A 15,480-nucleotide genomic window follows, 5' to 3' on the forward strand; every position below is an offset into this window, starting at 1 on the left:
CTCCCGTCGATACCAGCGGTGGCGCGGGCTGCGCACACTGTCACGGTGACCCGTCTTCGCCTGTGGCTGACCCCGGCAACCGTCGTCATCGCGCTCGCGCTCGCCGCCGTCGCCGTCGGCTTCTCCCTGCGCGGCGTCGACACCATCCAGGGGTGGTTCGCCGACCCGACTCCGGCCGCCAGCCCGCAGCCGACGTACACCGTGCCCGGAGCGATCCGCCTTCCCTCCGGCCAGTACGCCGCCCAAGGGCAGGGCTGCCAGGGGACGACCGTCCGACCTGACGCGCAGATCGTCGTCACCGACCCGGGCGGTGCCACCATCGCCTACGCCCCACTCAGCCCTGGGCGGCTCGTCGACGGGACGTGCGAACTGCCGTTCACGCTGACCCTGCCCGCCGGCAAGGGCGAGTACGGCATCGACTTCCCGCAGTACGGGCTGATGCCCTACACCGAGCACGAGATCGCCGACCTGCTGGAGCTGACCATCGGCTAGGACGCCAACGCCGCGTTCGGGTCACCGCCGTAGTCGATGCGGATGTTCTCCCGCAGCCACCGCATGAACGAATCCTCCGCGCCGCCCACGAACGCCAGCGCCGGCACTCCCGGCTTCGGCGCGGTCGTCGACAGCCCGTAACCGCCGGCCGGCACCGCCGCCAGTGGCGTCCCCGCCACCAAGGTCGTCACCCCGCCAAGCTCAGAGCGCAGCGCCGGCAGCTCCCCCCGGATACCCCGGATCAGGCCACCCATGATTGACGACCCGGCCGGCTCCAACAGCTTCCGGTCGCGGTCCGGCGGGCCCTTCCAGTCAGGGATCACGCTCGTCACGTAGTTCAGCGTCGACTGCAGCGCACCGAGGGCTGAACGGATGCCGTTGATCAGCCCGTTGATGATGCTGCGGCCGGCGTTGTAGAGCAGGCTGCCGAGGTTGCCTACCGCTGAGGTGATCCGCCCCCGCAGGCCGCTGAACGTGCTCGCCACCGAGGACAACGCCCTGCGCGCGCCACCGGTCAGCTTGTCCCACAAGCCGGTGAACAGGCGGATCGCCGACCCGATGAAAGCCTCGATCCGCTGCTTCACAGTGGCGGTGCCGCCGGTGAAGATGTTCACGATGTGCGCCCACCCTGCGGCGATGGACTCCCGGAGGTCCTTGACCCACTGAAACAGCCCACCGAACGCGGCACCCAACCCGTAGATCAGGTCCCCGGCAACCCCGATCACGTGGTTGATCAGGAAGAAGATCACGTTCAGCGCGTCGGCCGCCGCCGGGGCCAACGCCGCCATCACCCCCAGGAACGTCCCCAGAGCCGCACCCAGTGGACCCAGGTTCAACGCGATCACCTCGATGATCGGGCCGGCCGCCTGAACCGCCGCCAACAGGCCAGGCATCACGGCCTTCACGAAGTCGGCGAACCCCTGTGCCAGGCCCGGGATGTACGGGCCGATCGCCGCGAACATCTGCTCCAGCGACGGGCCGATGTCGATCACGAGCTGCTTGAGGATCTCCATCGCCCTCAGCAGTGGGCCGGGCTTGCCCGGTTCACCCAGCAGCGGGGCGGCAGCCTTCGACAGAGTCGACTTCATCGTCGCGCCGAGGTCCGCCGCTGCCGCCTTGAAACGCGGGTCGTCCTTCACACCCACGATGCCCAGGGCGATCACACCACCGCCGAGCGCGGCGAGGATGCCGCCAGCGAGAGCAGCGCCGATCAGCGGCCCAGCCACAGCTGCAGCAGCGACCAACCCAACGAACGCGGCCGGGCCGGCGAGGGTGGAGATGCCACTGCCGAAGCTGCTGACCACACTGCTCGCCAGAGTCCGACCGATGGTTTCACCGGCAGTGGTGATCCTGCCGTCACGCAACGGCTTGTCCAGGTCAACGTCGACGTCCGCCTGGATGCGAGCGCGGACGGTCCGGGACACCTCGGCGACCTGCGCCCGCAACTGCCGCTCGTACTCGGCGCGGCCGGCCGGCTCGGTGGGCACCTCAGCGGACAGGCTGGCTTCCACCGCGCTGATCGCGGCAGACACCTCCGCACGCAGGTCGTCGGTGTCCGCCCCAACGTCGATCTTCACCGCTTCGCGGGTCAGCGAACCGAGTTCCCGGCGGACGTCGTCCTGCAACGCCTTCGTCAACGGGTCCAGGCGCACCGGCAGCGTCGGTTCCTGACCTGGGCGGACCGGCAGCTCATCGGGCACGTCACCGGGGCGGATGACGGGCTTCACGGGCACGCTGACCGAGGCGCCCGCGAAGGCATCCTCAATCATCTTGTCCAACTTGCTGCCCGCGAATTCCTTCGCGATGGCCTTCTGCAACGTCCGGGCGAACCCCCGAGCTGAGGGGATGATCGCCACGTAGGCGGTACCGACCTCCGTAGCCACGTCACCCCCCAGCGTTGATCAGTCCGAGTCGTTGCAGGCGGCCGACGTACTCGCGGCGGCGCTTCTCTGCCCGTGCGTCTGGTCGCGGCACCGGTTTCGGCTTCGGGCCCTTGCCACCACCGCGCTGCCAGTTCGCCCCGGCCAGCAGCTCCACGACGCTGGCGAGCAGGTGATCCGCCGCCGCCCACCGACCGGCCTCACCGTGCAAGGCCAGGCCGAGCGGCGAATCGGGCGGCAGGTGTCGGATCAGGGCCAACAGTTCCCGCCGGGTCAGCTCGCCGGTGACGGCTTGGCGGAGCGACGTGCCGGGGTAGTAGCGGCGGAGCGACGCTTCGACGGCCTCGCCGTGCTCCCGGATGAGCTGGGCGAGGCCGGCGATTCCCCCGGCTTCGTCCCCGAGTGGGCCTGCCAGCGGCGGAACAGCTCACCCATCGCCCCGACGGGCTGCGGCAGCTTCTCGAACCGCCCCCACTGATCGGCGCCGAGGCCGAGGCGGAACAGAGTCCGGATGGCCTCCACGTCGCCCTGGTCGGCGGCCTCCATCACCCGCCAGTCGGTGTCCTGCGCGTGGGGCAGTTGGAAGCCCTGTCCGCCGTAGGTGAACTCGTACGGGTCTTTGCGGTGCTCGGCGACGTACGCGTCGAGATCGAAGACGTCAGTCATGGGCGGGCGCTCCAGTGTCGGGTGCGGGCGGGTTCCACAGGTCGGCGGCCCGGTCGTCTGCCGGGCTCCGCGTCGCTGGTGGTTTCTTGCGGGCGGCAGCGAGCAACGCGCTGACCTGCTTGTTGCGGTCGGCCGAGCCAGTCCGGGCCGGCTGAGGCTGGATCAGGCAGCACAGCAGCGCGACGGCCTGATCACCGGTGAAGCCCTCGTCAACGAGGGCGGTGAACATGGAGTGAAGGTCGGCGGCGTACTGCCGCTGTGCTTCGGTGGTGGCCACGGGTGGCCCCCTTCCTCGCGGGCGTGCGGGCTTGAGCACCGGCGGGCCCCGCGCCCGCTGACGGACCCGCCGGTGCGATCAGGGGGCTACGGCGTCGCCATCTGGGCGTCTATGAAGTACCGGTACGCCACCACGCCCGAGTTGTCCACGTACGCGGACAACGTCCACTCGTAGACCGTAACGTCACCCGAGGACCAGACCACGTCACCGCGTTCGGTCACCTCGGCCTTCGGCAGGAACACGCGCTGCACGCGGGTCGCACCGTCGGTGCCGTGCAGCACCCACGCCCGCACGTCCGTCGCCGCCGGCTTCTCCGCAACGCTCGCGCCCTCGGTGGTCGACGTGATGGTGCTCCCCGGGTACTGGATGCCCAGGGTGAACAGCGACGTCTCCGCCGCCGCGAACGTGAACGTCTTCGTGAACTGGCCGGGGATCCGCCTGGCCAAGGCGTTGCCCTGCCAGATGAACACGTCGGTGCGGTCCTGGTTGGTGGCCTCGGTCAGGCCATCACTGGAGATCGCGCCGACTTCCTTGTACCCGGCCGCCAGCGAAGCAGTGGCGTTGGTCGGGGCGGTGATCACACCCGGGCTGGTCGCAGCGTGCGTGGCCACGAGGCCGTCGGTGTACGCCCGGATCAAATCGATGTTGACCGGCATGGGTCATCCTCCTGCGTGCATGGTGAAGGGCCCGACGGTCGCCGGGTACTGGTCGCGGGCGCGACGTGACTACGCGGGCCGGCCGCGCATACCGATCTCGACGGTGAGCTGAGTGATCGTCCGGGCGGCATCCGCCGGGTCCGCCGCCGGCGTCGGGCCCACGAACGTGGCCACCCGGTAACAGGTCACCGGACGCGGCCAATCCGGCACCGTCACGTCCTGGCCGCGAACACCGCGCAGCAACGCCCACACCAACTGGGCCAGGTCGTTGCGGTTCTTCTCATCAGTGGTCGCACCGGTGGAATACCAAACCTGCGCCTGCAAACGAGGCGAGTCGGCCACCCTGTGTAGCTCCACCCCGCCGAGGCGGCGGATCCGCACGTACTTGCTCGGCGACACGCCCGGGGTGACTTTCGTGCCGACCGTGACGCCGGCAGCGTAGGGCTCGGACCGCTCAGCCAACCGGGCGCGCAGCCACGTCACCGCGACCAGTTCGGCGTCCGGGTAGAGCGCGACCGCGTCCATCACGCGTCCCGGGCTGCGTCGATGCTCGACGTCAGGATGCCGTGCTTTGCCTCTACCGCGAGGCCGGACGGGTGGTCGAGGACCACCCGAGCGCGGGCCCGCTCCGAGCCTGCCAAAACCGTCACGGTAACCGGCAGCGCGATCCGACCCGGTACACCCTCCACACGTATGCCGGCAGCCTCGACGACGTCCGCGACCGCCAACGCCTTGCGGCCGAGCATCTCCTGCATGCCCTCCGACCGGAGCAGGTCGCGCATGCCTCGCCGATTCACCCGCACCCGCTCCACCTTGATGGTCATCCGTCGACCCTCCTGAGCAGGAACTTTGAGTGCCCCGAGCGTCCACCGGGGATGACCCGCCACACGTTCGGCTGGCCGTCGATGTCGTAGGTGATGCCGTCGAAGACGACCCGCTCCAGTGCCGCGACCTCAAGGTCATTGGTGTGCACCTGCCAAGCCGAGGTGACTGCGTTTCGGTCAACCACGTCCTCGCTTGCCGGCGCCGGCCGAACATAGGCGGCCCTGTCCCGGCTCGTCGCGCCCTCGTCTGGGTCGTAGGTGAGGACTTCGTTGCCGTAGCCATCATCAACACGACCCGGCGTCACGATCGTGATCTGGTGCGGCAAGAGGTAAGTCGGCAGCACGGCACACCCCCTCCACTAGACCGTGCAGCCAGTGCGGATCGTGAAAGCACCCGACCGACGCACGCCCAGCGCTCGCCACAGTCGATCCACGTCGTCGGGGGTGAGGAACGGCCCAGCGAGAGTCTCGGATGCGTAGGTAACCGTCTCCGAGAAGTCGTCGAGTTTGAGGTCCACCGACCGGCGCCCGTCCGCGTTGCGAATCATCCGCCTGGCCACACCCAGCGCGACCGGCTTCAGCGGCGACAGGTCGAGCAGCGCGTCGTACCGGTCGGCGCCCACCTCGCTGCGGATCAGGGAGGTGACCAGCTCCAGCGCGAGCGTTCCGGTCGCCACCGGCACGGCCGCCTGCGCCCAGGCGTCCAACTCGGGCAGAGTGAACAGCTCCGGCACCACGCACCCCTCTCAGCTCGACGCAGGTTGGTTGCAGGTGGGCCGGACGGCGGGGAGGAATGCCGTCCGGCCCCGCATCGGTCAGCCCTGCGGGTCAGCAGCGACGCCCGCCACTGCTGTGCCGTCGTCCTCGCCGATCAGCCCCATCTCGCTGAGCCGATCCAGCTCGGCCTGCGGAGTGCCCTGCGGCATCACCGCGCCCCGGTACAGGTACTGGATGCGCCCCTCGGCGTCGCGGACCTGCACCAGCGGCGCCAGCACCACGAGCTGCTTCGAGCCGCTTCGGGTGCTGGTCGAGGTGCTGGCGTTCTTCGTGGTGGTGCTCTTGGCCTCGGCCATCAGTTCTCTCCTCAGACGCCCGTGATCTTGATGGCCGCGTTCGGCTCGGTGATGTACGGCACGAACACCGCCCGAGCGCGCAGACGCCACTGGTCGTTGTGGTCCTCGCGCATCGTCTTCGACTGGATGAGGTCACCGGCGGCCTGGTAGCCGCCCTGGAGATCCTCGGTCGCGATGCCACCCAGCTGGGTGGAGTCGAGCACCCACGCGCCCGACGCCGGCAGGTTCGGCGTCGGCAGCACCCGGAGGCCCGCGATGACGTTGAACTCGCCCGAATAGACGGTGTTGCTGGTCGTCTCCCGCTGCATTGCGCTGATCAGCACCGGGTCCGAGGACAGGTACGCCCAAGTCGCGTCGTTCACGAGCAGGGTGTCCGGCTCGTAACCCTGGTTCAGGGCGGCGACGTCGGCCTTGGCCAGCATCAGATCCTGAAGGATCTTCGGCGAAGCCGTCGACCACGCCGCCGACGCGGCCCGGGTCTGGGTCACGGCGGAGGCGATCAGCGACAACGCCACGCTGTCGACGTTCTTCGCCGCCGCGTTGACCAGCTTCAGCATCGCCCGCTCCGCAGCGGCCATCCGCTGCCGGGTGACCGCCTCGTCGGTGACCAGGGTGTCCTGACCCCACTTGACGATCTTCACGAGCTGCGTCGGCCCCGGCGTGACGGTGGTCAGCGGGTACTCGCCGCCCGGCGACACCGCCTCGACCGGACGGTCCGGGTAGATGCCCTCGTTCTGCTCAAAGCCGATCGCGCCGCCGGACACGGACTCACGCCCGGACAGGATCGACGCGGCGATCAGCCGCTGCTCGGCGAGGGTCCGCAGCCGCCGCGCGACCACGGCCGGGTTGTTGAGGAAACGGCTGACGGTCAGGTAGTCACCCGACAGCGTCGGAGCCGCCGGAGGATAGGTGTAAGGCACAGTCCACCTCTGGGAATCCGGAGGAGGCGAACAGCCTCACTCCTAACTGGGAAGGAAAGGGCAGGTCAGCGGGAGAACTTGACGCGAACCTTGTTGCCGTTCGAGGCGGTGGTCAGCGCGACCCCGACCAGCGCACGGGCTCCGGTCACGTCGGCGGGCGTCGGGGTGGTCACCGCCGCCAGCGTTGACACCTGACCGGTCGCGGCGCACACCACTAGGTCCCCGGCGGTGACCGTGCCCGACGCGGTGAGTTCCTGGACGCCGTCGCAGAAGATCGTCACCTGATCGCCGGAGACCGCGTCGAACGCGGCGACGCCCAGCCAGTTGAGGGCGGTGGCGCCGGCGACCGCGACGGTCCCCACGCCGGAGACGGCCACCATCTGGCCGCCCGTGATCGTGCCGGAGGCGGTCGCGACCAGCGCGTTGCCCGGCTTGCGGATGGGAAGGTACTCGGCCATGTCGGTGGCTCACTTCTGGGCCGCAGGCCCGTAGATCGACTCGTACAGGGCGTCGTCCTCGGACTGAGGCGACGGTGGACGCGGACCCTGACCCGGGTCCGGTCGCGGACCGGCGGGCGGCTTGCCCAGCGCGGACCGCAGCTTCTCCGCCCGGGCCAGCAGCGCCTCCTCGTCGGCGATGCCCTCGGGCAGGAACTCGTGCAACTCCTCGGGGAGCTGCGTCTTCGCGATCACCTTGTATCGGGCCACCTGAGCCGCCAGCTGGTCGGCTCGGGCGGCGGCGTCGGTGGCCGCCTTGTTCGCCTTCTCCAGGTCGGACAGCTTCGCGTCTTCCGCCTCCTGGGCAGCAGCGTGGAGCCTCTCCAGTTCGGCCTCGCGGGCGCGCAGTTCGCGCCGGTACTTCGCGGCCTCCTGGTTGGCCTTCGTGACCCGGGGGTCGTCAGCCTGGGCGGTATCGGTGCTGGTGCCGGCCGGCTCGGTCTCCTGGACTTCGCTGGTCTCTTCGTCGGACATGTGCCCTCCAGGGGCGGTACTTCCACCGCCCTCCAGGGGCGGGAAGATCAGGTGATGTACCCGAAGCGCCTGAGCAGGCGTTGGGCTTCCGAGCGGTCACCGTTGGCCTCGCGCAGGATCTGCTCCGGCATCAGACGCGGCCTCTTGCCGGCGTTCGTCCGGGTGAACTTCCGGCCGCCAGCGGTGTAGACACCGCGGCGGGCGTTCACCACCTGGGCGATGTCGGCGCCGGAGCGAATCGCCTCCGCGCCCGCGACCGTGAACAAGCGGTCCTGCTCGGCTGCAGTCAGGCTTTCGAAGTAACGTCGCGGGTCCGTCCGCAGGTCATCGGCGGTGTCTTCCCGCGCCGGAATGTGCAGGCAGTCGCAGCGCGGGTGACGCTCGAACCCCGTACTCCACTCGTACCTGCGGCCAGCGAGAACCGCGCAACGGCCGCATGAGGCACCGACCAGCATCCGCACATACCCGCCCGCCTGCGGGCGGGCGGTCAGTGCCACCTGGTCAGCCACCCGACCAGCGTCGGCGACCTGCGTGCGAACCAGCATGTTCAGCCCCGCGCCGGCACCGGTAAGTGCCTGCTCGACGGGCACGCCGCGCTGGATGCCGACCAGCGTGCTCACCGCGGGTTGATACAGCAGCCCGCCCAGATCGCGACCATCCGACGCCACACCAGCCAACGCAGCGGCCGACACTCGCCCGACAGCCCGCGGCGTGACGCCCTGGGCGTCGAGTACCTCGTCGAGGTAGCCATCCGCGCGGGCCGCCACCGCCAACTGGGCACCCGTGAGCACCGTCAACAGGCGCGGCAGCAGCGAACGCCACGACACCGCGATCCGGCCCGGGTCAAGCTGCGACCACAACCGGCCCGCCTCACCGGCCGCGACCAACGCCAACCGGCGACGGAACCGCGAATGCTCCCGAGCGACCTCAACCAGCGAGGGCATCGACAGCACCAGCCTGACCAGCAGGCAGGCTACGGGCGATCTCCAGCACCGGGTCGCGGGCAGCCACCCGGTCGTCCATCTCCGCCATCCGGCGGCGCTGCTCCGGCGTGTAGCCCATGTCCTCGCGGGCCATCTCCACCGGCAGGATCGGCGCACCACCGGTCAGCTTCTGGATCGCGTCGGCCTTCTGCGCCACCGTCGGCGTCGCCGGATCCCGCCACATCGTCTCCAGCGACCGGGCCCGCTCGTCCCACTCGCCGGTCTGGATGCGCAGCACCAGCCGCATCACGTCTTCCCAGGCGCCACCGAGGTACGTCTGCTTGCGCTCCACCCGCTTCACCAGCTGCGTCTCCGCCGAACGGATCGCATCCGCCGACGTCGGGTTATCGCCGGTGAACGCCATGTAGTGCGGCGGCAACGCCAACTGCTGCGCGGCGACCTGGGCCAGCATGCGGATCGTGTTGTGGAAGACAGCCAGGTCCGCCTCCGGGAACTGGCCCATCTTCACGTTCGGGTCCTCGTTCGCCCACAACCGGCCCGCGATCGACGACCACGTCGACAGCGGGTTGCCGTTCTCGTCGACGAAGTCCTCGGCCTTCACGCCGACCGCCCAGCGGCGCGGCATCGCGTGGAACTCTCCGGACACCATCATGTCCGTGGCCATCTTGTTCGCCGCGTCCGCCAGCGGCAGCACGTCGTGGAACTCCGACACGCCATCCGGGCGCAGCAGCCGCGGCCGGTTCACCAGCGGCACCACCGGCACCCGACCCATACCGTGGTCGTCGGTCGACACCACCTGCCACTCGCCGCGGCGGAACACCAGCAGCCGGGTGGAGTCAGGCAGATACAGCGTCGCCCACTTCTCCATCGACGGCGTGCCGGGCTCTTCGTCCCACCGCTTCAGAGCCGACAGCACCCGCCGGGTACGCGGATCGCGCCGCGCCACCACCTGCTCCGGTGACTCCACTGAGATGATCGGCGCGTCGTCCTCGTCATCCCCAGCGCCGACGATGACGAACGCCCGGCCGAGGATCAGCGACTCCAGGTGCCCCTGTTGGGACTGCTCGTCGCAGTTGTTGGCCTGCCACACCGCCCACAGATCCTCGTCCCGCGCGGAGCCCCCGGCGTACCGGAAGCCCTCCACGTCGAGGCGATTCTCGTAAGCGTCGGCGCCCAACCGCGGCCAGTTGATGACCAACTGGGTGATGCGGTCCCCGACCTCCTTCTCCAACGCCGGGGCCATGTAGCGCAGGGGCTGCTCGCCCTCGTAGTAGGCGTCATAGACGCGCAGGCGCTCCAGGCACGCCCAGCGGAGGCCGTCGAGACGGCGGACCTCGTCGTCGAGTTCGCTCACCGTCTCACCACCATCCGCCGCCTGGGCTGCTCAGCCGTCCAACCAGCCGCGATCGCGTCTGCGCGGGCCTCGTACGCCAGCGCGGCACCCACCACGCTGTCGATCTTCCGGTTCGACCGGTCGTGCTCCTTGCGGACCAGCCGGTGCCCGCCCTTGCGCCGCACATACGCGTTGCCGAAGTGCTCGACGAACACCGCGTCGCCGGAGTGCCACACCGCCCCGTTCACCAGGTCGGTGCGGAGTCGGTCCAGTGCTGCGGCCATCTGCACGTCCCGGCGCGTCTCCCACGACAGGACCCGCTCAGCGCCCAACTCCTCAGCGAGGCTGTCGACGTCGGAACGCCACTCGTGGGGGTCGGCGTACAACCGCACCACCCGGTATCGGGCGAACGCCTCCCGGACCGCGGCCAGCACGTCCGAACGGGGAACCTCCCACCAGTTGCCCTCCGGCCCCGACGGCTTCGCCCAGATCCCCACCGGGAACATGAACCCGTCCGACATACGCGTGCCGATCAGCACCGTCGCGTCGTCACGCAGCGACCCGTCGAACCCGAGCGCCACCGCGGTTCCAGGCTCGACGACTTCGGCGCGGGCCTGCCGCTCGACCACGTCCAGCGGGATCCACGCGTCCTTCGTCGACAGCGGCCGGTTCAGGTAGTACCGGGCCGCCTCCGCGTCGTCCACGCATATGCGCGGGTCGCGCATGTTCCGGTAGATCCGGTCCAAGTCCAGCCAGCCGGCGGCCTCGCCGTAGACCTGCCGCAACTGCGCCTTCGTGTGGTCCTCGTCGTCCAGGTCGATGCGTCCCTTGGCCTCACGGTGGTCCATCAGCACCGACGACGACAGCTCACCCTTACGCCAGGCGGTCAGGGTGTCCTCGAACACCGACTGCTCACCCGGCCGGTACGCCGTGGAGGTCTGCATCAGCCACGGCTGGTCCCGCTTGCCCAGGTTCCGGCTCACGGTGCCGTACATCGACTTCAGCTCACGCAGCACGTACAGGTGCGTCTCGTCGGCGCACACCCACGTTTCCTTGCCGCCGTCCTTGCTGGCTGACCCGGACGTGCACGCCCGGATCTCACCGCCGTGCGGCAGGTACAGGGCCGTCGCCGACTGGTAGTTCCGTGCGCCGGAGATCGCCCCGTACACCTCGGGGTGGGTGTCCTTACCCCACTCGCCGCAGATGTAGGCGATGTTCTCGAACGTGTTCCCGGCCTGCGACTCCTCAGTGGCCAGGCACTTCAGCAGCGGTGTGCGCACCGGGCGGCCCACCGGCTGACCGGCGGCGTTCCACCCGTCGAACCGGACCGGGCCGAGCGCCTCCGCCACCCCGATCCAGCCGGCCAACTCCGACTTCGCCCGCCCCTTCGGCCGGGACAACACCGCCTCGTCGTACAACCGCCGGCCTGTGACCGGATCGATGCGGTACGCCTCGACGAGGAACCGCAACCACTCCCGGTCCAGCTCGATCGGCTCCCCGGCGATGTCACCCGGGCCGTGGCAGCAGTGCTCAGTGATCCAGTCCGCCACCTCGTACCCAAGCGAGGGGACATGGCCGTCGAACAGCGGCTTCCACGGCACGTCAGCCTCCGGATGCCTCGCGGAACTTCTCCAGCGCCGTCACCGTGCCCGCCTTCTTGCCGCCTGGCACCGACGGCGCCTGAGCGCCACGCGCCCCGCGGTACTGCGGACGCTTCCCGGTCGCGACGTCCGGCAGCCGTAGCGCAGCCAGCAGCTGCTTCATCAGGTTCGCCGTGGCGTTCGCCTGAGTCAGCGCCGCGTCGATCTTCAGCTCGTAGTCGTCGGTCTGAAGCCGGTGCGTCAGCCGCGCCCACGAGTCGATGTCACCGCGCAGCAGCCCGTCGAGCCTGTCCAGGCGGTCCTTCGCCCGGCACGCCTCCAGTAGCTGCACCTTCTGCGCCGGATCCAACTCGTACTCGTCGGCGATCGACGACCACAGCTCCCGGCCGCCGGCACCCAGCCCGATCGGAATGGCAGTCACGCTGAGTCACCTCCGAACGAGAAGTCAGGGGTCCGGACTGCGAGCCACCTCCCCGGCGGTCCTGTGGCCTGCGGCTTTGGGGGTCACCCCCCCACCCTTCGATCACCCTGGGTGAGGTTCGCTGAGGTAGTCGATGACCGCGATGTCAATCCAGTCGGCGCGCTCTCGCAGCTCACCGACGGTCGTGTGGTACGCGACTGCGGTCTCGTACTGCTCGGGGGTTAGCTCGTCGCCCATGGCCAGGGCAAGGGCTTCTACCTCGTCGGCTCGGCCGCGCATGAGGGCGACGAGGTCGGGTGCGCTGAGGTAGACGGTGCCGTCGATGGTGCGGGCGTTGATGGTCGCGCTCATCGGTTACGTCGCCACCCTCGGTTGCACGGTTGATGCTCAGGCCCACGCCATGTGATGCGGTCGTCGGTGTGCCCGAGGTCCCAGGCTTGGCCGGGCAGGATTCGCCGGCTGTCCATGACGCAGGTGGGTGCGGCGCAGTCGACCTCGCCGCGGTCTACCTTCGGCTTCCACCGTTGGCGCTCGGCGAAGTGCGCTGCGTCGTACCCGCGTTGCTGCCTGCTCCCTCGCGCCTGGTCTGCCTCGCGTCTATGCGTGGCACATCGCCCGCCTGTTGTGAGTTGGGGGCAGCCAGGTTGTGAGCAGACGCGCATCGCTCGGGCCACGATCGCCTCCGCGCTGGTCCGGTGCGGGCAGGCTGTCCGCCACAGTCAGCCTGCCCGCTCTCCCGCCCCTCGGGTACGACGAAGCCCCGCCAACTCGGGGGAATGGCGGGGCTCCGAAGACACTCGTTCTGCTGCGGATCTATCGTCCGTCCTGCTCAGAGGGTTGTCAAGCTGCGACGCTCGTGGTAGACCGCGTCGCCTCGGACAGCACGGCGCGCACCTCGCCGACCCGGTACAGCGGCCGTCCCCGCTCATCCTGCCCGTGCGCCTCGATGCGACCCCGGTGCGCCAGGTTCCGCACCATCGACGACGTCACCGGCCGGTCGAGCACCGTCAGCGCGGCGGCGATCAACGCCGCGTGCCCGAGCACCCCGTCCGCTTCCCCGAGCAGCCACACCCGACGCTGCCGCACATCGTGGCGGGCCTTGCAGGCCGGGCAGCGCACCGTCCCGTCGTCGGTGCGCGCGTACAGCTCCTCAGGGCAGGCGCCCGCGTCGGTGTCCGCCCAGCACGGGCCGGCATACCAGAGCGGCGGCGGGGCGTCCACGATCCGCACGATGGTCGCCGCGGCGGCGGACAGCGCGGTGAGCGCCTCTTCGGCCTCGCGGCGGTAGCGCAGCCACTCCAGGTTGCCGAGCAGGAACGTGGCTGCGCGGGCAACCGGATGCGGGATGCTGCGCCCGTAGACGACCGAGCAGGATTCGTGTCGGCAAACGCCCTGAGAGCCACACAGAGGGCCGAACGCCGGTCCCGGAAGGGTAGGCGCTACCCCGCGCGTCTCGGCTACGTGGCGGGCCCACGTCACGATGTCGTTCATCGCCCGCTGCCCGCGCTGGCGGGCGTTGGCGTCGTACATCAGCGGCGTGACCTTCAGTCCGCCGTCGGGACGCCCGTCGGGGTCGTCGTCGGGCAGGGTGCGTCCGTGCCGGTCGGAGTAGCGGGCGAGCCGGGCCACGGTGGTCTCCGCCTCGGCGGCGGTGTTGATGGCGTCGCGCAGGTATCGGGCGGTGTCGGCGGTGCAGCGGGGGCACACGTAGGCGGTGTCCCGCACGGGGTTGCCGCACAGGTCGCAGGTGGTGTCGGTGGTCATCTGGTGGTCCCCCCGGGTTGTAGGCTGGCCGGTGATCGACGCGGGCGTCCTACTGGGGTGTCCGGGGTGGGCCTCCGGGTGGCGAAACCGGGAGGCCCACCGTCGTTTCAGCGGCCGAGCCAGACGCGCATCCACCAGACCGGACCGACACGGCGGTGGTCGCTTGATGACCAGTAGCAACCGGAGCGGCATCGCATCCACCGACGGCCGTCGGGGCGGCACTTCCCTCCGCAGATCCCGCAGCGGACCTTCGGTGGGTCGAGGTTGAGCTTGGCTTGGTCCATGTCGTTGTCCTCCTCGTTGGTGCCGCTCAGCGCGGCGCGGTGGTGTCGTCGGTCAGGTGACGGGCTACAGGCCGATGCCGGCGGCGGGGTTCTTCCGCCACCGATCCACCTCCTCCAGGTAGCCGAACAGGGCGGCGCTGCCCTCTTTCCAGCCGCCGTGGCGGGCGATGCGCACCAGGTCGGCGTCCGGGGCGGAGTACGCGGCGGTGGCGAACCCCCGCCGCAGGGAATGCCCGGAGTACGCCTGCGCGGCGTCCAGCCCGGCAGCCTCAGCGGCCTTGCGGACGATCGCGGCGACCGTCTCACCGGTGATGCGCCCGTCGGGGTCGCCCTTGCCGGTGGCGACGTGCCCGAGGCGGCCGTGGCGGTCGATGCGCAGGAACAGCGGCCCGGTGTCGCGGCCGTGGTGGGCGAGGGCTTCCCGCCACTGAGCCACGCTGCGCACGGGGCAGGTGGCGATGTTGGAGCCGTACGGGACGGCCACGATCCTCCCTGCCCCGTCCTTGTCGGTCTTGGACAGCCGCACGGTGACCTGGATGCCCTCGGGGTGGGGCTCCAGGTCGGCGAGGTTGAGGGCGGCGATTTCGGAGCGGCGGGCTCCCATGGCGAAGCCGAGGACGATGACGGCGCGGTCGCGGACGCCGACGATCGTGGTGGGGTCGAGGGTGGCGACCATGGCGCGTAGGGCGTCGAGGGTGAGGGCGGGTGCCCGTTTGGTGGTGCCGCCGGTGCGGGCGTAGCGGCGCCGGTAGCCGCGTAGGACTTCGCGGGCTCCTCGGCGGTCGGGTTCACCGTGGCCGGCGGTCTGGTGGGCTTTGGTGATGGCGGCCATGGCTTTGCCGATGGATGAGGGGGCGAGGTCGCGGCCGGCGAGGTGCGCGGCGTATTGGGCGAGGGTTTGGGCGGTGGCGGGTAGCGGGGTGCGTTGTTCGGTGGTGCACCAGCGGGTGAAGCGGGTCCACTCTTCGCGGTAGGCGCGGCGGGTGCTGGGTGGGGTGGCTTCGTCGATGAGGGCCCATGCGTCGTCGGAGAGGTGGGTGTCGCGGGTGGCGGGTGCCCGGTCGACCGGGGTCAGGTCAGTCATCGCTGAAGCCGGGTCACGAAGCGGTGGGCGCTGACCGATCCAGAGCGGCGGCGCGACCGGCAGGCCGCGTCGCAGTACGCGGCGTCGGCCCGCTTGCGCGCCTTCCGGTGGGGCTTGCCGCACGGCCCCTCGGCCTTCTTGCACCCCGGGCACCAGTCGATCGGGTCGATGAAGTCGCCGCACTCGGCACACCGGCGACCCTGTGGGGTCACGTCGGCCTCCAGTCGAGGAAGGCTCAGGCTCATGTCGATCTCTCTTTCTGGTCCTTGGGAATGTCAGTTATCACGGAG

Annotated in this window: 22 protein-coding genes; 1 reads left to right on the forward strand and 21 read right to left on the reverse strand. The window is 70.1% G+C overall.

Features of this window, described 5'->3' with window-relative positions; all coding sequences use genetic code 11:
* Positions 1-45: 45 nt before the first annotated feature.
* The gene (locus ACIBEF_RS00480; protein ID WP_396789894.1) at positions 46-492 is read left to right on the forward strand and encodes a hypothetical protein; all 447 of its coding nucleotides are present in this window, start codon (positions 46-48) and stop codon (positions 490-492) included.
* Here the strand turns inward: ACIBEF_RS00480 and ACIBEF_RS00485 are convergent.
* The 21 genes from ACIBEF_RS00485 to ACIBEF_RS00585 form a co-directional block, all read right to left on the reverse strand.
* Positions 489-2,375, reverse strand: a complete 1,887-nt coding sequence (locus ACIBEF_RS00485) for a hypothetical protein (protein WP_396789896.1) — start codon at positions 2,373-2,375, stop codon at positions 489-491. The two genes, ACIBEF_RS00480 and ACIBEF_RS00485, sit on opposite strands and share 4 nt — an antisense overlap.
* Before the next feature lies 1 nt (position 2,376).
* Positions 2,377-2,631 (reverse strand): hypothetical protein, encoded by a 255-nt coding sequence (locus tag ACIBEF_RS00490; protein ID WP_396789898.1) that lies wholly within the window; start codon positions 2,629-2,631, stop codon positions 2,377-2,379.
* Between the two features lie 14 nt (positions 2,632-2,645).
* Positions 2,646-3,038: a hypothetical protein gene (locus ACIBEF_RS00495; protein ID WP_396789900.1), complete on the reverse strand. Its 393-nt coding sequence runs from the start codon at positions 3,036-3,038 to the stop codon at positions 2,646-2,648.
* Positions 3,031-3,315 carry a hypothetical protein gene (locus tag ACIBEF_RS00500; protein ID WP_396789902.1) on the reverse strand — a complete coding sequence of 95 codons (285 nt, stop codon included), beginning with the start codon at positions 3,313-3,315 and terminating at the stop codon, positions 3,031-3,033. The genes ACIBEF_RS00495 and ACIBEF_RS00500 overlap by 8 nt, the downstream gene beginning before the upstream one ends.
* Positions 3,316-3,401: 86 nt before the next feature.
* Complete coding sequence (locus ACIBEF_RS00505) at positions 3,402-3,971, reverse strand: hypothetical protein (RefSeq protein WP_396789904.1); 570 nt, start codon at positions 3,969-3,971, stop codon at positions 3,402-3,404.
* A gap of 69 nt (positions 3,972-4,040) precedes the next feature.
* Positions 4,041-4,496: a hypothetical protein gene (locus ACIBEF_RS00510; RefSeq protein WP_396789906.1), complete on the reverse strand. Its 456-nt coding sequence runs from the start codon at positions 4,494-4,496 to the stop codon at positions 4,041-4,043.
* Positions 4,496-4,795: a hypothetical protein gene (locus tag ACIBEF_RS00515; protein WP_396789908.1), complete on the reverse strand. Its 300-nt coding sequence runs from the start codon at positions 4,793-4,795 to the stop codon at positions 4,496-4,498. Before ACIBEF_RS00515 ends, ACIBEF_RS00510 begins: the two co-directional genes overlap by 1 nt.
* A complete protein-coding gene (locus ACIBEF_RS00520) occupies positions 4,792-5,139 on the reverse strand; it encodes a hypothetical protein (RefSeq protein WP_396789910.1) in 348 nt (115 codons plus the stop codon). The genes ACIBEF_RS00515 and ACIBEF_RS00520 overlap by 4 nt, the downstream gene beginning before the upstream one ends.
* Before the next feature lie 15 nt (positions 5,140-5,154).
* Positions 5,155-5,529 carry a hypothetical protein gene (locus tag ACIBEF_RS00525; protein WP_396789912.1) on the reverse strand — a complete coding sequence of 125 codons (375 nt, stop codon included), beginning with the start codon at positions 5,527-5,529 and terminating at the stop codon, positions 5,155-5,157.
* 81 nt (positions 5,530-5,610) lie between these two features.
* Positions 5,611-5,868, reverse strand: a complete 258-nt coding sequence (locus ACIBEF_RS00530) for a hypothetical protein (protein ID WP_396789914.1) — start codon at positions 5,866-5,868, stop codon at positions 5,611-5,613.
* Between the two features lie 11 nt (positions 5,869-5,879).
* Positions 5,880-6,788, reverse strand: a complete 909-nt coding sequence (locus ACIBEF_RS00535; protein WP_396789916.1) for a hypothetical protein — start codon at positions 6,786-6,788, stop codon at positions 5,880-5,882.
* 65 nt (positions 6,789-6,853) lie between these two features.
* A complete protein-coding gene (locus tag ACIBEF_RS00540) occupies positions 6,854-7,246 on the reverse strand; it encodes a capsid cement protein (protein WP_396789918.1) in 393 nt (130 codons plus the stop codon).
* A 9-nt stretch (positions 7,247-7,255) separates the two neighbouring features.
* On the reverse strand, positions 7,256-7,759 hold the full coding sequence (locus tag ACIBEF_RS00545) for a hypothetical protein (RefSeq protein WP_396789920.1): 504 nt from the start codon (positions 7,757-7,759) through the stop codon (positions 7,256-7,258).
* Between the two features lie 47 nt (positions 7,760-7,806).
* Entirely contained in the window at positions 7,807-8,652 is an 846-nt protein-coding gene (locus ACIBEF_RS00550; protein WP_396789922.1) for a hypothetical protein, read from the reverse strand.
* 34 nt (positions 8,653-8,686) lie between these two features.
* Positions 8,687-10,057: a phage portal protein gene (locus ACIBEF_RS00555; RefSeq protein ID WP_396789924.1), complete on the reverse strand. Its 1,371-nt coding sequence runs from the start codon at positions 10,055-10,057 to the stop codon at positions 8,687-8,689.
* On the reverse strand, positions 10,054-11,637 hold the full coding sequence (locus tag ACIBEF_RS00560) for a hypothetical protein (RefSeq protein ID WP_396789926.1): 1,584 nt from the start codon (positions 11,635-11,637) through the stop codon (positions 10,054-10,056). Before ACIBEF_RS00560 ends, ACIBEF_RS00555 begins: the two co-directional genes overlap by 4 nt.
* A gap of 1 nt (position 11,638) precedes the next feature.
* Positions 11,639-12,058, reverse strand: a complete 420-nt coding sequence (locus ACIBEF_RS00565; RefSeq protein ID WP_396789928.1) for a hypothetical protein — start codon at positions 12,056-12,058, stop codon at positions 11,639-11,641.
* Positions 12,059-12,160: 102 nt separating this feature from the next.
* The gene (locus tag ACIBEF_RS00570; protein WP_396789931.1) at positions 12,161-12,409 is read right to left on the reverse strand and encodes a hypothetical protein; all 249 of its coding nucleotides are present in this window, start codon (positions 12,407-12,409) and stop codon (positions 12,161-12,163) included.
* A 489-nt stretch (positions 12,410-12,898) separates the two neighbouring features.
* Positions 12,899-13,822, reverse strand: a complete 924-nt coding sequence (locus ACIBEF_RS00575; RefSeq protein ID WP_396789933.1) for a hypothetical protein — start codon at positions 13,820-13,822, stop codon at positions 12,899-12,901.
* A gap of 348 nt (positions 13,823-14,170) precedes the next feature.
* Complete coding sequence (locus tag ACIBEF_RS00580; RefSeq protein WP_396789935.1) at positions 14,171-15,190, reverse strand: tyrosine-type recombinase/integrase; 1,020 nt, start codon at positions 15,188-15,190, stop codon at positions 14,171-14,173.
* Complete coding sequence (locus ACIBEF_RS00585; RefSeq protein WP_396789937.1) at positions 15,187-15,435, reverse strand: hypothetical protein; 249 nt, start codon at positions 15,433-15,435, stop codon at positions 15,187-15,189. Before ACIBEF_RS00585 ends, ACIBEF_RS00580 begins: the two co-directional genes overlap by 4 nt.
* Positions 15,436-15,480 lie beyond the last annotated feature (45 nt).

The organism is Micromonospora sp. NPDC050795 (genome assembly GCF_044456785.1).
GTDB lineage: Bacteria > Actinomycetota > Actinomycetes > Mycobacteriales > Micromonosporaceae > Micromonospora.

What these genes read in the sequence shown, in the direction of transcription:
- ACIBEF_RS00495 (WP_396789900.1), bottom strand. Translation starts at nt 3,038, where the DNA reads ATGACTGACGTCTTCGATCTCGACGCGTACGTCGCCGAGCACCGCAAA.
- ACIBEF_RS00505 (WP_396789904.1), bottom strand. Translation starts at nt 3,971, where the DNA reads ATGCCGGTCAACATCGATTTGATCCGGGCGTACACCGACGGCCTCGTG.
- ACIBEF_RS00510 (WP_396789906.1), bottom strand. Translation starts at nt 4,496, where the DNA reads ATGGACGCGGTCGCGCTCTACCCGGACGCCGAACTGGTCGCGGTGACG.
- ACIBEF_RS00515 (WP_396789908.1), bottom strand. Translation starts at nt 4,795, where the DNA reads ATGACCATCAAGGTGGAGCGGGTGCGGGTGAATCGGCGAGGCATGCGC.
- ACIBEF_RS00530 (WP_396789914.1), bottom strand. Translation starts at nt 5,868, where the DNA reads ATGGCCGAGGCCAAGAGCACCACCACGAAGAACGCCAGCACCTCGACC.
- ACIBEF_RS00540 (WP_396789918.1), bottom strand. Translation starts at nt 7,246, where the DNA reads ATGGCCGAGTACCTTCCCATCCGCAAGCCGGGCAACGCGCTGGTCGCG.
- ACIBEF_RS00545 (WP_396789920.1), bottom strand. Translation starts at nt 7,759, where the DNA reads ATGTCCGACGAAGAGACCAGCGAAGTCCAGGAGACCGAGCCGGCCGGC.
- ACIBEF_RS00570 (WP_396789931.1), bottom strand. Translation starts at nt 12,409, where the DNA reads ATGAGCGCGACCATCAACGCCCGCACCATCGACGGCACCGTCTACCTC.
- ACIBEF_RS00575 (WP_396789933.1), bottom strand. Translation starts at nt 13,822, where the DNA reads ATGACCACCGACACCACCTGCGACCTGTGCGGCAACCCCGTGCGGGAC.
- ACIBEF_RS00580 (WP_396789935.1), bottom strand. Translation starts at nt 15,190, where the DNA reads ATGACTGACCTGACCCCGGTCGACCGGGCACCCGCCACCCGCGACACC.
- ACIBEF_RS00585 (WP_396789937.1), bottom strand. Translation starts at nt 15,435, where the DNA reads ATGAGCCTGAGCCTTCCTCGACTGGAGGCCGACGTGACCCCACAGGGT.